At 71.2% G+C, this 13,447-nt stretch carries 14 protein-coding genes; 11 read left to right on the top strand and 3 right to left on the bottom strand.

Features of this window, described 5'->3' with window-relative positions:
• Window positions 1–73 precede the first annotated feature (73 nt).
• Window positions 74–1,348, bottom strand: coding sequence for an LCP family protein (locus tag EDF55_RS09910; protein WP_123654811.1), 1,275 nt, complete (start codon window positions 1,346–1,348; stop codon window positions 74–76).
• Between the two features lie 263 nt (window positions 1,349–1,611).
• Here EDF55_RS09910 and infA point away from each other — a divergent pair, with 263 nt between their 5' ends.
• The 8 genes from infA to EDF55_RS09870 all read left to right on the top strand — a co-directional run bounded on the left by infA (window position 1,612) and on the right by EDF55_RS09870 (window position 9,315).
• Window positions 1,612–1,833 carry a translation initiation factor IF-1 gene (infA, locus tag EDF55_RS09905; RefSeq protein WP_017885509.1) on the top strand — a complete coding sequence of 74 codons (222 nt, stop codon included), beginning with the start codon at window positions 1,612–1,614 and terminating at the stop codon, window positions 1,831–1,833.
• Between the two features lie 70 nt (window positions 1,834–1,903).
• On the top strand, window positions 1,904–2,020 hold the full coding sequence (rpmJ, locus tag EDF55_RS09900) for a 50S ribosomal protein L36 (RefSeq protein WP_071276701.1): 117 nt from the start codon (window positions 1,904–1,906) through the stop codon (window positions 2,018–2,020).
• A gap of 169 nt (window positions 2,021–2,189) precedes the next feature.
• Window positions 2,190–2,564, top strand: coding sequence for a 30S ribosomal protein S13 (gene rpsM / locus EDF55_RS09895; protein WP_071299484.1), 375 nt, complete (start codon window positions 2,190–2,192; stop codon window positions 2,562–2,564).
• Between the two features lie 9 nt (window positions 2,565–2,573).
• Entirely contained in the window at window positions 2,574–2,972 is a 399-nt protein-coding gene (rpsK, locus tag EDF55_RS09890; RefSeq protein WP_017885507.1) for a 30S ribosomal protein S11, read from the top strand.
• 228 nt (window positions 2,973–3,200) lie between these two features.
• Window positions 3,201–4,196 (top strand): DNA-directed RNA polymerase subunit alpha, encoded by a 996-nt coding sequence (locus EDF55_RS09885; protein WP_056121453.1) that lies wholly within the window; start codon window positions 3,201–3,203, stop codon window positions 4,194–4,196.
• 65 nt (window positions 4,197–4,261) lie between these two features.
• Entirely contained in the window at window positions 4,262–4,828 is a 567-nt protein-coding gene (gene rplQ, locus EDF55_RS09880) for a 50S ribosomal protein L17 (protein ID WP_123654810.1), read from the top strand.
• 124 nt (window positions 4,829–4,952) lie between these two features.
• Window positions 4,953–6,071, top strand: coding sequence for a hypothetical protein (locus EDF55_RS09875; RefSeq protein ID WP_123654809.1), 1,119 nt, complete (start codon window positions 4,953–4,955; stop codon window positions 6,069–6,071).
• 28 nt (window positions 6,072–6,099) lie between these two features.
• Window positions 6,100–9,315, top strand: a complete 3,216-nt coding sequence (locus EDF55_RS09870; protein ID WP_123654808.1) for a BTAD domain-containing putative transcriptional regulator — start codon at window positions 6,100–6,102, stop codon at window positions 9,313–9,315.
• 6 nt (window positions 9,316–9,321) lie between these two features.
• Here the strand turns inward: EDF55_RS09870 and EDF55_RS09865 are convergent, their stop codons facing one another.
• Complete coding sequence (locus EDF55_RS09865) at window positions 9,322–10,152, bottom strand: ABC transporter permease (RefSeq protein ID WP_123654807.1); 831 nt, start codon at window positions 10,150–10,152, stop codon at window positions 9,322–9,324.
• Window positions 10,149–11,141, bottom strand: coding sequence for an ATP-binding cassette domain-containing protein (locus EDF55_RS09860; protein ID WP_123654806.1), 993 nt, complete (start codon window positions 11,139–11,141; stop codon window positions 10,149–10,151). Before EDF55_RS09860 ends, EDF55_RS09865 begins: the two co-directional genes overlap by 4 nt.
• Window positions 11,142–11,231: 90 nt before the next feature.
• Between EDF55_RS09860 and EDF55_RS09855 the strand changes: the two genes are divergently transcribed.
• The 3 genes from EDF55_RS09855 (at window position 11,232) to EDF55_RS09845 (ending at window position 13,432) form a co-directional block, all read left to right on the top strand.
• The gene (locus EDF55_RS09855) at window positions 11,232–12,134 is read left to right on the top strand and encodes a tRNA pseudouridine(38-40) synthase TruA (protein WP_123654805.1); all 903 of its coding nucleotides are present in this window, start codon (window positions 11,232–11,234) and stop codon (window positions 12,132–12,134) included.
• Window positions 12,131–12,877, top strand: coding sequence for an MBL fold metallo-hydrolase (locus EDF55_RS09850; RefSeq protein WP_123654804.1), 747 nt, complete (start codon window positions 12,131–12,133; stop codon window positions 12,875–12,877). The genes EDF55_RS09855 and EDF55_RS09850 overlap by 4 nt, the downstream gene beginning before the upstream one ends.
• Before the next feature lie 126 nt (window positions 12,878–13,003).
• A complete protein-coding gene (locus EDF55_RS09845) occupies window positions 13,004–13,432 on the top strand; it encodes a hypothetical protein (protein WP_123654803.1) in 429 nt (142 codons plus the stop codon).
• Window positions 13,433–13,447 lie beyond the last annotated feature (15 nt).

Below are 13,447 nucleotides of genomic sequence, written 5' to 3'. Positions count from 1 at the left end.
GCCGATCCGTCGCGTCCGCAGGTGGTCACGTCCCGATCGGACGGGAGGCGCGGGGCGGGCCCGCCCCGCCGGCTCAGTTGCCGACGGAGCAGGTCTCCTCTGCGGCGCTCTGTCCGGTGATCGACGACGGCAGCGGCGTCGCGGAGGCACTCGGCGTGCTCGTGCTGCTCGACGACGACGACGACGACGACGACGAGGACGAGGACGAGGACGCTGCGCTCGACGGCGTGGCCGACGGTGAGGCGCTCGACGACGTCCCGCTGGAGCTCTCCTCGGACGCACGTCCGGTGGTCGAGTCGCTCAGGGTGGTCTTCTCGTCCGTCTGGAGCGCGACGTTGAGCGCGTGCGCGGTGTCCTGGTCGACGATCACCCTGGCGCTGTCCGCCGGGTCGTCCGCGACCGGGTACTGCACGAAGAGCATGCTCGACGTGCTCATCCCGCGGAGCATGCCGGCGAGGCCCACGAGGGTCTTCGCCTGGCCGAGCCCGTCGGAGAGGACCATGTTGCTGAGCGCCGCTCCGGCGAGCTTGTAGAGCGTGATCGGGTTCGAGAGCGTGCCGTCGGAGGTGACCTTGCGGAGCAGCGCCGACAGGAACACCTGCTGGGAGCTGATCCGGGCGAGGTCGCTGCCGTCGCCGACGCCGTGCCGGGTGCGGAGGAACGCGAGGGCGTCGGAGCCCTCGAGCGTGTGCTCGCCCGCGGTGAGGTGCAGGCCGGTGTAGGTGTCGTCGATCGCCTTCGCCACGCAGACGTCGACGCCGCCGAGGGCGTTCGACATCTCGATGACCCCGTCGAACGTGATGAGGCTGGCGTACGGGATGCTCAGGCCGGTGAGGTTCTCGACCGTGTCGACGACGCACGAGACGCCGCCGTTGCCGAGCGCGGTGTTGAACATCGCGGAGGACGCGGCGGGGTAGGTGGTCCCCGTCTCCGGGTTCGTGCACGCGGGGATCGGCACCATCAGGTCGCGCGGGAAGCTCACCGCGGTCAGCTGCTGGTGGTCCGCGGAGATGTGGATGAGCATCGTCACGTCGTTGCGGGCGCCGTCGACGTCGTCCGCGGAGTCGAACTGGCCGACGCGGGTGTCGCTGCCGATGAGCAGGATGTTCGCGCCGCCCTTGATCGCCGTGATGTCGGCGGTCTTCGCGGTGCTCTGGTCGTCGGTGCTGAGCTGGACGCTGGTCGGTGCGGTCGCGAGCTGGGCGCCGGCGATGGCGGCGACGCTGGTGCCGCTGACGAGGACGACGGCGAGGGCGGAGGCGACGACGGACACGAGTGTGGTCCAGCCCCGACGGCGCGCGAGGCGGCCGTGGCGGGCGATCGTCCGCTGGTTGCGGGTGGCGGGCACAGGTGTCTCCGTTCGGGGGGCTGCACTGTCACCGTAGGGCCGGAGTCCTGCGCGGCCCCAGGAGCGCGCCGTGGAACCACTGTGGAACGCTGGCCCTCCCCTCAGGAACACCCCAGAGGAGGGGGCACGGCGCGCGCACTTGGCAATCGGGCGCGGATCCCATAAGATCGATCTTTGGTGTGCCATGCCTTCTGGGCGTGGCGCCCGACCCGCAGACCGGCTCGGGGATCACACCGGTAATCCAACCAAGCGACAGTGAGGCTATGGCCAAGAAAGACGGCGTCATCGAGATCGAAGGCTCGGTGCTCGAAGCTCTGCCCAACGCGATGTTCCGCGTTGAGCTGACCAATGGGCACAAGGTCCTCGCGCACATCTCCGGGAAGATGCGCCAGCACTACATCCGCATCCTCCCAGAGGACCGCGTGATCGTGGAGCTGAGCCCGTACGACCTGACCCGCGGCCGGATCGTCTACCGCTACAAGTGATCCGCGAGCTGGAAAGGAACGACTCGGCGAACCCGCCGAGCACGAAGCCAGCGAGCACGAGGAATCAGCAATGAAGGTCAACCCCAGCGTCAAGCCCATGTGCGAGCACTGCCGTGTCATCCGCCGCAAGGGCCGCGTCATGGTGATCTGCAAGAGCAACCCGCGTCACAAGCAGCGCCAGGGCTAGTCCCAGCGCGTGACCGGGGCCGTCGCAGGCGGCTCGAGCACGAACCACAACTCAACATCGACAACGCAGTACCAGATCCCGCTCGTCCGCGAGCGGGGGACACCCCGGGTCGGAGGCCCGAGCACCGGTACTGCGCCACACCTCCATCGACAACAGGAGCAGCCAGCACATGGCACGTCTAGCAGGCGTCGACATCCCGCGCGAGAAGCGCGTGGAGATCGCACTCACGTACATCTACGGCGTCGGCCGCACTCGCGCGGTCAAGACGCTCGCGGACACCGGTATCTCCGGTGACATCCGCGTCAAGGACCTCACCGACGACCAGCTCGTCGCCCTCCGCGACTACATCGAGGGCAACTACAAGGTCGAGGGTGATCTCCGCCGCGAGGTCGCAGCCGACATCCGCCGCAAGGTCGAGATCGGCAGCTACGAGGGTCTTCGTCACCGTCGTGGTCTCCCGGTGCGCGGTCAGCGCACCAAGACCAACGCGCGTACCCGCAAGGGCCCGAAGCGCACCGTGGCAGGCAAGAAGAAGGCCCGATAGGAGATCATCATGGCTACCCCCAAGACTGCCGCGCGCAAGCCGCGCCGCAAGGAGAAGAAGAACGTCGCCGTGGGCCAGGCCCACATCAAGAGCACGTTCAACAACACGATCGTCAGCATCACCGACCCGTCGGGTGCCGTCCTCAGCTGGGCGTCCTCCGGGGCCGTCGGCTTCAAGGGCTCGCGCAAGTCGACGCCGTTCGCGGCGCAGCTCGCCGCCGAGTCCGCTGCGCGTCAGGCGCAGGAGCACGGCGTCAAGAAGGTCGACGTGTTCGTGAAGGGCCCGGGTTCGGGTCGTGAGACCGCGATCCGCTCCCTCCAGGCCGCTGGCCTCGAGGTCGGTTCGATCAACGACGTCACGCCGCAGGCGCACAACGGGTGCCGCCCGCCCAAGCGCCGTCGCGTCTGACGCGAGGAGCAACCGGCCGTTCCCCGCTCGTTCCCTGACGGAACAGTGCGTTTCCCTCACGGGACAGTGCGTTCCCTGACCGGAGCGAGCGGGGGCGGCCATTCCTGGTCGTTCGATCGCGCACCTCGGTGCGCGTGATCACAACTCAACAGACCCGTCGGGGCCCGGTCGGCCCCGTCGTACCGCCAAGTGTCATATAGCGGACACTTCGCCGAAAGGAATCCCACAGTGCTCATTGCACAGCGCCCCACCCTGACCGAGGAGTCGATCTCCGAGCACCGCTCGCGCTTCGTCATCGAGCCGCTCGAGCCTGGCTTCGGCTACACCCTCGGCAACTCGCTGCGCCGCACGCTCCTCTCCTCGATCCCCGGCGCGGCTGTCACCAGCATCCGCATCGACGGTGTCCTCCACGAATTCAGCACCGTTCCCGGTGTCAAGGAAGACGTCACGGAGATCATCCTCAACATCAAGAGCCTGGTCGTCTCCAGCGAGCACGACGAGCCCATCACGGCGTACCTGCGCAAGCAGGGTGCCGGTCAGGTCACCGCCGCGGACATCTCCGCGCCGGCCGGCGTCGAGATCCACAACCCGGACCTCGTCATCGCGACCCTGAACGACACCGCGCGCTTCGAGCTCGAGCTCACCATCGAGCGTGGCCGCGGCTACGTCTCGGCGACGCAGAACCGCTCGGAGTTCAGCGAGGCCGGTCAGATCCCGATCGACTCGATCTACTCGCCGGTCCTCAAGGTCACCTACCGCGTCGAGGCGACGCGTGCCGGTGAGCGCACGGACTTCGACCGTCTGGTCGTCGACGTCGAGTCGAAGCCGGCCATCACGCCGCGCGACGCCATCGCGTCGGCTGGTCGGACGCTCGTCGAGCTGTTCGGTCTCGCCCGTGAGCTCAACACGGCGGCCGAGGGCATCGAGATCGGCCCCGCGCCGGTCGACGCAGTGCTCTCGAACGAGCTGCAGACCCCGATCGAGGACCTCGATCTCTCGGTCCGCAGCTACAACTGCCTGAAGCGGGAGGGCATCAACACGGTGTCCGAGCTCGTCGCCCTCTCGGAGACGCAGCTCATGAACATCCGCAACTTCGGTCAGAAGTCGGTGGACGAGGTCAAGGACAAGCTCACCGAGCTCGGCCTGTCCCTCAAGGACACCGTCCCCGGATTCGACGGCGCCCACTTCTACAGCGGGTACGACGAGGACGAGTCCAGCAACTGACCTCGCGCTGATGCGCACGCGCGTCGTCACGGCGCGCACCACTCTTTCACCACTGGAGAACTGACATGCCGAAGCCCACCAAGGGCCCCCGCCTCGGTGGCGGCCCCGCCCACGAGCGCCTGCTCCTGAGCAACCTCGCCAACGCCCTCTTCACGCACGGTCGCATCACGACCACCGAGACGAAGGCCAAGCGCCTCCGCCCGGTCGCCGAGCGTCTCATCACGTTCGCGAAGCGCGGCGACCTGCACGCTCGTCGTCGGGTCATCGCGGCCCTCCGCGACAAGACCGTCGTGCACACGCTGTTCACGGAGATCGCGCCGCAGGTGGCCGACCGCCAGGGCGGCTACACCCGCATCACGAAGCTCGGCTTCCGCAAGGGTGACAACGCGCCGCTCGCCTCGATCGAGCTCGTCCTCGAGCCCGTTTCCGGCACCCCGGCCCCCGTCACGCGCAACTCGGCTCCGGCTGCTGCTGCGCCGGCCGCCGAGCCCGCCGCGGAGGAGACCACCGAGGAGGCCCCGGTCGAGGAGACCGAGACCACCGAGGAGTCGGCTCCCGTCGAGTCGGAGACCGAGACCGAGGCTGCCGCCGAGGTCGAGGAAGACGCCGCCGAGAAGTCGGACGACAAGTAGTCACACGCACCACCACGAACGGCCCTCGCAGCGCTGCTGCGGGGGCCGTTTGGCGTCCGGTCAGCGGGCGCACCGTAGGGTGACGCGTCGGCCCATCGGGTGAGGGCCGACACCAGGAGGACACATGGGATTCGAACACGTCGCGGGGGTGGGGACCAGGATCTGGCGATGGAGCCGGACGTCCGGCACCCAGCCGCGCCTGCTCCACGCCGCGAAGGCCGCCGGAGCCGCCGCGCTCGCGTGGTTCGTCGCACGCCACGTCCCCGGGGTCGCGTCCGACTACCCCTACTACGCCCCGCTCGGCGCCGTCATCGCGATGCAGACGACGGTGTTCGCCGGGCTCCGGAGCGGGATCCAGACGCTCGTCGGCATCGCGCTCGGCATCGGCGTCGCCGCGTTCACGATGTGGGTCGGGGACCCGGGCATCCTCGCCGTGGCCCTCGCGGTCGGCGTCGGTGTGCTCGTCGGCGGGTTCCGGATCCTCGGGGAGGGCAGTTCGTGGGTGTCCACGGCGGCGCTGTTCGTGCTGCTGGTGGGCGGTGCGCACGCCGAGGGTTACTCGCTCGGGTACCTCGTGCAGATGGCCGTCGGCGTGGTGGTCGGGCTGCTCGTGAACTTCCTGGTGTTCCCGCCGCTGCACTTCTGGGACGCGGAGCACCGGATCGACGCGGTGAACGACGTCCTCGCCGACCACCTCGACGGCCTCGCCGCGGTCATGCGGGAGGGCAAGCGCGACGAGCCGGCGTGGGACCGCCAGCAGGACCGTCTCGACCGGGCGATCGCGGACGTCCGGTCACGGGTCTCGATCGCGCACGAGAGCCGCAAGATCAACCCGCGCGGGGCACTCCGGGGCTCACGGGCGCGGCTCCAGCAGGACGGTGCCCGCTTCCGCGCCCTGGAACGGGTCGCCTGGTACACGACCGACCTCACCGAGCTCGTCGCCCGCTCGGGTCCGGTCTCCGAGGGCGTCGGTCGCCCTGATCCGGCCTTCGCCGAGCCCCTGGCGAAGGCGATGACGCAGCTCGCCTGCATGATCCGCGGCGAGTGCCCGGAGACCGCGGGCGAAGAGGCCATCGAGGAGGTCGAACGGGCACTCGATGCGAGCCGGGAGAACCCGTCGCACGTCGCGGTCACGGCGGCCGCCCTCGTGTCGCTCCGCGGCATCGTGGAGTCGGAGCGCCGGGCGACCGAGAACCTCGACACCTCGACCGGTCCGTCCGCGTTCAGTCGGCAGCGGCGCTGAACGAGGCCTCCGCCCGTAGACTCGGCCCGTGCCAGGACACCCCCGCATCGCCGTCCTCGGACCCGTGCTGGTCACGGATCCGACCGGCACGCCGACGCCCGTCCCGGGAGCGTTGGCACGGGCGTTCGTCACCGCCCTCGTCCTGGCCCGCGGGCACGCCATGTCCACCGACGCGATCATCGACGAGCTGTGGGGCGAGGCGCAGTCGAAGGGCTCACGGGCCGCACTGCAGACCCTGGTGTCGCGGCTGCGACGGAGCACCGCGGACGGCCTCGTCGTGTCGACGAGCACCGGGTACGCGCTCGGGGTCGGCCCGGACGACGTCGACCTGGCGGCGGCCGAACGCGTCGCCGGGACGGGTGGTGCGGCGGACGACGACGTCCGCGCCGCGCTCGAGCTCTGGCGCGGCGACCCGGGTGCCGACGTCGAGGGTGACCTCGGCGCCGCGCTCGGCGAACGGGCAGCGACGGCACGACGCGGACTCCGACGTGCGCTCGGCTCGGCGCTCCTCGCCTCGGGCGACGCGGACGCCGCCGTCGACCTGTGGCGCGAGCAGGCGGACGCGGACCCCTTCGACGAGGTGGCCGTCGCCGGCTCGATGCGCGCACTCGCTGCGGCCGGCCGGACCACGGAAGCGCTCGCCGCGTTCGCAGCGCACCGGGAACGCCTGACCGACGGGCTCGGCGCCGACCCCTCCGCCGACCTCGTCCGCCTCAACGCGGAGCTCCTCCGACGATCCGCGTCCGCCTCGGGGGCCGTCCGCCGGATCGGCCTCCGGGCATCGCCGAACGCGTTGATCGGACGGGAGGCCGACGTCACCACGGTCGCGGACCTCCTGTCGCGGGAACGGCTGGTCACGATCCTCGGTGCGGGTGGGCTCGGCAAGACCCGCCTCGCGCAGGCGGTCGCCGCGTCGGTGCCGGCGGACCGCGGGGTCGTGGTGCTCGAGCTCGCACCGCTCGCCGCGGGAGAGGACATCGTCCCAGCACTCGGTGCCCTGCTCGGGATCGCCGAGGTCCGCTCCGCCCGGGCGCTCCGGGACGCCGTCGTCGCCGACCTCCGTGGCCGCGTGGTCCGGGCGCTCGGGGACGAACCGACCGTCCTGGTGCTGGACAACTGCGAGCACCTCGTCGCGGACGTCGCCGCGTTCACCGCCGACCTGCTCGCGGTGCTGCCGGCGCTCCGGGTCCTGACGACCTCGCGTGCGCCGCTCGCCATCGCGGGCGAGGTCGTCGCGCCCCTCGCGCCGCTGCCCGTCGAGGCCGAGGGGGCAGCAGTCCGCCTGTTCACCGAGCGGGCCCGCGCAGCACGACCGGGCGCGGTGCTCCCCGTGGACACCGTCCGGCGCATCTGCACCCGGCTCGACGGCACCCCGCTCGCGATCGAGCTCGCCGCCGCCCGGATCCGCGGCATGAGCGCCGAGGAGATCGAACGCCGGCTCGACGACCGGTTCGCCCTGCTCCGCGGCGGCGACCGCACCGCCCCCGAGCGGCACCGCACGCTGCTGGCCGTCATCGAGTGGAGCTGGCGGCTCCTCGACGACGGCGCGCAGGACCTGCTGACCCGGCTGGCGCTCTTCCCGGACGGACTGGCCGTCGACGCGGTGGAGGCCGTCGCGGCGGACGAGCGCCGGGACGACGCGCTCGACGACCTCGCCGAACTGGTCGAGCAGTCCCTGGTGCAGCTCGTCGAGCGGGAGGGCGACCCCGTGCGCTACCGCGTGCTCGAGACCGTGCGGGAGTTCGGCGCGGCCCGGCTCGACGAACGCGGCCGGACGGACGAGGTCCGCGCCGCGATGATCCGGTGGGGGCGCGACTTCTCCGCCGCCCGGAACATGTTCGCCGCGACCGGGGAGCCGCAGCGACGGTACTTCAGAGAGGTCGGTCGCGAAGCCGACAACCTCGTCACCCTGCTCCGCTGGGGTCTGCAGGCCGAGGACCGTCCCGCCGTCGCGCAGGTGTTCTCGGCCCTCGGCGGCTACTGGACGCTCCGCGGTGCGCACGGCGAGGTCGTCGCGATCGCCGCGGACGTCGTCACCGTGCTCCGGCAGGCGCCGCCGGCAGCGGAGGACCGTGCCGCCACCATCCTCGGGCTCGTGCTCACCGGCGGGTCGTCGGCGTTCTCCGACCGACGCACCGCCGTCCGTGCCATCTCGACGCTCCGGCACGTGACGCGTGCGGGCTGGAGCGGGTTCCCGGTGCTCGACGCCCAGGCCGCGCTGCTCCTCACCATCGGACGGCCGGCGGAGGGGATGGCCCTCCTCGCCCGGTACCGCGAGGACCCGGACGACGGTGTCGCGTGCCTCGCGCACATGCTCAGCGCGCCGCTCGCCGAGAACGACGGCGAGTTCGTCCTGGCGCTCCGGTACGCCGAGCGCGGCGAGACCCTCGCGGTCACCGTGGACGACGCCTGGGCGATGGGGTCCGGCGCCGTCACGATGACGCAGCTCCTCGCACAGACCGGCCGGTACACCGATGCGCTCGCCGCAGCCGCCCTGGCGCGGGAGCGGCTCGAGGTCTTCGGCGCCGAGGACGACCTGTACGAGATCGGCTGGACCGTCGGGCTCTGCGCCGCAGCGACCGGGGACGTGACACTCGCCCGCTCCATCGCCGCCGAGCTCGGGAACCAGCCCGTCACGAACCGCGGCGGGTTCGACGGCGACGCCGCGCAGATCGGGGTCCTCGCGATCGCGATCGACGCCGAGTGCAGCCGGAGTCTCGGCGACCTCGACGCTGCTGCCGCCCGCTACGGGGACGCCTGGGACTTCGTCCTGCCGCGCCGGAAGCAGACGCCGCACTGGACGCTGATGGCGGGCGCCGCGCGGCTCGCGGCGCTGGACGAGGCGACGGTGGGCCGATCCGACGGAACCGAGCCGGGCCTCCCGGCCGTGGCCACCACGTCCGCCATCGCGCGCCGCATGCGCGTCGGTGCACTCGTGATGCTGCGCCTGCACCCCTGGTGGCTGGACCTGCCCGTCATCGGGACGGCCCTGCTGGGCCTGGCGCTCGCCGCGGCCCGGCTCGGCGACCACGACCGGGCCGCACGGTGCTGGGGGCTGGCGAGCCGCTTCGGGTCACGGCAGGACTTCGCGGTGCTCGCGCACGCCCGGATCCGTCCGCTCCTGGTCGAGGTGCTCGGCGACCGGACGGTCCTCGACGCCGAAACGGCCTCGGCCGGATGGGACCGGGCCGAGGCCGTCTCGCAGGCGCGCCTGCTGCTCGAGGAACTGCGCTTCAGCCGCTGAGCGGCGTCACGCCTTCCGCATGTACGCGCGGACCGTGAGCGGTGCGAACACCGCGACCACGACGGCGGCACCGACGAGCGAGATCCACAGGTCGCCGCCCACCTGGCCGTGGTTCACGAGCTCGCGGACCGCGGTGATCAGGTGCGAGATCGGGTTGACCTCGGAGAACCAGCGCAGCCAGTCGGGCAGGGTGTCAGCGGGGACGAAGGCGTTCGAGAGGAACGTCAGCGGGAAGAGCACCATGTTCGAGATGCCGGAGACGCTCGACGCGGTCCGGGCGATCACGCCGAAGTAGGCGAAGATCCAGCTGATCGCCCACGCGACCACGATCACCAGGAGCCCGGCGAGGACCACCGAACCGACGCCACCGGCCGGGCGGAGTCCCATGATGATGCCGACCACGAACGTGATCGTCGTCGCGATGGCGTACCGGACGGTGTCCGCGAGGAGCGCACCGGCGAGCGGGGCGATCCGGGCGATCGGGAGCGACTTGAAGCGGTCGAACACGCCCTTGTCCATGTCCTCGCGGAGCTGGACGCCGGTGACGATCGACGACGTGATGTTCGTCTGGACGAGGATGCCCGGGATGATGATCGGCAGGTAGGCCGCCACGTTCCCAGAGATCGCGCCACCGAAGATGTACGTGAACATCACGGTGAAGATGATCGGCATCAGGGTGACGTCGAACAGCTGCTCCGGCGTGCGACGGACCTTGATCAGGCCGCGGTACGCCATCGTGAAGGACTGCCGGATCGTGGCACCGAGTCCGGTGCCACCGACGCCGGGGCGCGGGGTGATGCGGGGCGCAGCGGTCGGGGTGGGGGCGATGGTGGTCATGCGTTGCTCCCTTCGAGCTCGCGCGTGGTGTCGGCGTCGTCGGTCGTGGCCGGGGCGCCCGTGATGGTGAGGAAGACCTCGTCGAGCGTCGGCTTCTGCACGCTCATCTCGGCGAGGGAGATGCCCGCGTCGCGGAACGACACGAGGAGGTCGGTGACGCGGTCCGGGTCCGCCATCGGGGCCGTCAGGCGGGTGCCCTCCGGGCTCGCGACCGCGTCGACGCCGAGCGTCTGGCGGACGAGCGTGCGCGCCGCGTCGAGGCGGAGCGCGTCCTGCAGCCGGAGCTGCAGGGAGGCGGTGCCGATCGACGCCTTGAGCTCGTCGCCGGTGCCTTCCGCGACCACACGGCCGTGGTCGATGACGGCGATCCGGTCGGCCAGCTGGTCGGCCTCGTCGAGGTACTGCGTCGTGAGCAGCACGGTCGAGCCGGTCGCGACGAGCTCCCGGATCGTGTCCCACATCTGCGCACGGGTCCGCGGGTCGAGGCCCGTGGTCGGCTCGTCGAGGAAGATCAGCGGCGGCTGCGCGATGAGGCTCGCCGCCAGGTCGAGGCGTCGGCGCATGCCGCCGGAGAAGTTCTTCAAGGGGCGGGTCGCGGCCTCGGTCAGGCCGAAGCGCTCCAGGAGCTCGGCGGACTTCCGCTTCGACTCCGCCCGGGAGAGCCCGAGGAGCCGGGAGAAGATCACCAGGTTCTCCGTCGCGCTGAGCGTCTCGTCGACGCTGGCGTACTGGCCGGTGACGCCGATGAGCCGGCGGACCTCCTGCGCTTCGCGGCGGACGTCGTGGCCGAAGATGCGGGCCTCGCCGGCGTCCGGCTTCATGAGCGTCGCGAGCATGCTGATCGTGGTCGTCTTGCCGGCCCCGTTCGGGCCGAGCACGCCGTACACGGTGCCGGCCTCGACACGGAGGTCGACACCGTCCACAGCGCGGTTCTGCCCGAAGGTCTTCACGAGGCCGGTGGCCTCCACCGCGAGTGGTGTCGTGGTCATCGTCGTGTCCTTTCGTCGATGTCGAGGACGATCGTGCCGCGGGGCGCTCACGCGGCACTGACGCGGCGCTGACATCGGTACCGTTGGTGCGTGAGTGAAGGAACCGTGCGGCTCCGGCTGGACGTCGCGTACGACGGGGCCGCGTTCTCCGGGTGGGCCAGGCAGCCCGGGCTGCGGACCGTCCAGGGCGCGCTCGAGACCGCGCTCGCCACCGTCTTCACCCGGTGGGGCGCACCGCCGCTGCTCACCGTGGCCGGGCGGACCGACGCGGGCGTGCACGCGACCGGGCAGGTGGCGCACCTCGACCTCGACGCCGCGCAGTGGGCGACCCTGTCCCGTCCCCGCCGGACGCCGGCGGACGGGGCGCAGCGGGACCCGCTCGACGGGCTCGTGAAGCGGCTGAACGGGCTCGCCGGGCCCGAGGGGGACGTCGTCGTCACCCGGGCATCAGTGGCGCCCGACGGGTTCGACGCCCGGTTCTCCCCGCTCTGGCGGCGGTACCAGTACCGGGTCGCGGACCTCGACGCCCCCCGCGATCCACGTCGTCGGGGGCACACGCTCTGGTACCCGGGGCGTCTCGACCCGGCGGCGATGGAGCGCGGTGCGCTGACGCTGCTCGGGCTGCACGACTTCGCGGCGTTCTGCAAGCCGCGCGAGGGGGCGACGACCATCCGGACGCTCCAGGAGTTCCGCTGGGACCGCGAGCCGGACGGCGTGCTGGTGGCGAGCCTCCAGGCCGATGCCTTCTGTCACTCCATGGTGCGCGCGATGGTGGGGGCGACCATCGCCGTCGGCGAGGGACGCTTCGGGGCCGACCGTCTCGAAGCGTTGCGCGTGGCGGGGGAGCGGACCAGCGCGTTCAAGGTCGCACCGGCCAAGGGGTTGACCCTGACCGAGGTCGGCTACCCGGCGGACGAGGAGCTCGCCGCGCGGGCCGTGCAGACGCGTGCCCGGCGCTCCTCGAACGGCGGCTCCGATACCGTCGGGGGATGACTTCCCGCGAACCCCGGTCCGTCGTCTCCGTCGCTCCCGGGGTGGTCTTCGTCGAGGGCCCCGTCTCGAACTGGGTCGTCCTCGCGGAAGAGGACGGCGTCGCCCTCATCGACGCCGGCTACCCGGCCGACAGCGACCTGGTGCTCGACACCGTCCGCTACGCCGGGCACGACCTCGACGACCTGCGGCGCGTGTACGTCACGCACGGGCACGTCGACCACGTCGGCGGCATCCCCGGGATCCTGGCGCAGTACCCGCACGTCGAGGTGCTGGCACACGCCGACGAGCTGGGGAACGTCCGCGGGCCGGACCGACAGCAGGTCACACCGGCCGAGATCGGTGGGCGCCTGGCGTCGCCGCGGGTGCTCCGTTGGCTCGGGCGCGCGATCCGCTCCGACGCGCTCCGGCCGACCACCGTGCCGACCGCGCGGGCCTTCACCGCGCGGGACTTCGAGGGGCGGGCGATCACCCCGTTCCCGGCCGTCGGGCACACCGCCGGTTCCACCGCGTACCTGCTGCCGGCGGCCGACGCGATCGTCACCGGGGACGCGGTCGTGTCCCACCACGACACGCAGCCGGGGTCGTGGACGCCGCGTCCGCGGATGATCACGCCGTTCTTCACGGCGGACCAAGCGGTGGCGGTCGAGTCCGCGCGGGCGCTGCCGATCCCGGAGATCGTGCTGCCGGGGCACGGGCCCGCGGTGCACCGGGTCGGGCGGGAGTGGCTGCCGGTGGGTTCCTGATGCGGACCGAACAGCATCCCCCTATGTTTCCATCCTGTAAACTGTTGTGCATACGGTGAAATACTGAACGTCAGTTCTGCCAGTCTGTTCTCGCGGCAAAGGTGCCGACACGAGATAGGGGACAGCATGAACAAGATCAGATCTGTAGGGATCATCGGGGCGATCGTCGCTGGTGCGATGCTCAGCTCGGTGGGAGCATCTGCGGCTTCGGCGCAGCCGATTGCCATGACCACGACCTCGACCGCGACCGTGGTGGGAGCGTCCGTGAACGTGGGGGCGGTAAAGGGCCGGCTTTCCCCATCGGGAGGGGTGGTTGCTCCAGCACAAGGCGGGGCATCGACCGACGGCATCCCGATCAAGCCGATCATCGACTGGGTCAAGAACAACGCCTCGTCGATCATCCCAGCGATGAAGAGTGCGCTGAAGAGCGGCCTGAACGCGTTCAAGAAGTGGTGGAACGGGCTTGCCAGCTGGATCCGGGCCGGCATCACCGCGCTCGGTCAGATGAGCGTGCAAGAGCTGTTCAGCCAGCTCTGGAACTACTTCTTCGGTTGATCGGACGGGTCGGAG

This window comes from Curtobacterium sp. ZW137 (genome assembly GCF_003762905.1).
Lineage (GTDB): Bacteria > Actinomycetota > Actinomycetes > Actinomycetales > Microbacteriaceae > Curtobacterium.
Note: the sequence above shows the minus strand (reverse complement) of the source record. Positions and strands in the feature narration are given on the sequence as shown.

Coding starts and splice junctions, on each gene's coding strand:
- rplQ (WP_123654810.1), top strand. CDS start 4,262: ATGCCGAAGCCCACCAAGGGCCCCCGCCTCGGTGGCGGCCCCGCCCAC.
- EDF55_RS09865 (WP_123654807.1), bottom strand. CDS start 10,152: ATGACCACCATCGCCCCCACCCCGACCGCTGCGCCCCGCATCACCCCG.
- EDF55_RS09845 (WP_123654803.1), top strand. CDS start 13,004: ATGAACAAGATCAGATCTGTAGGGATCATCGGGGCGATCGTCGCTGGT.
- rpmJ (WP_071276701.1), top strand. CDS start 1,904: ATGAAGGTCAACCCCAGCGTCAAGCCCATGTGCGAGCACTGCCGTGTC.
- EDF55_RS09860 (WP_123654806.1), bottom strand. CDS start 11,141: ATGACCACGACACCACTCGCGGTGGAGGCCACCGGCCTCGTGAAGACC.
- infA (WP_017885509.1), top strand. CDS start 1,612: ATGGCCAAGAAAGACGGCGTCATCGAGATCGAAGGCTCGGTGCTCGAA.
- EDF55_RS09850 (WP_123654804.1), top strand. CDS start 12,131: ATGACTTCCCGCGAACCCCGGTCCGTCGTCTCCGTCGCTCCCGGGGTG.
- EDF55_RS09875 (WP_123654809.1), top strand. CDS start 4,953: ATGGGATTCGAACACGTCGCGGGGGTGGGGACCAGGATCTGGCGATGG.
- rpsM (WP_071299484.1), top strand. CDS start 2,190: ATGGCACGTCTAGCAGGCGTCGACATCCCGCGCGAGAAGCGCGTGGAG.
- rpsK (WP_017885507.1), top strand. CDS start 2,574: ATGGCTACCCCCAAGACTGCCGCGCGCAAGCCGCGCCGCAAGGAGAAG.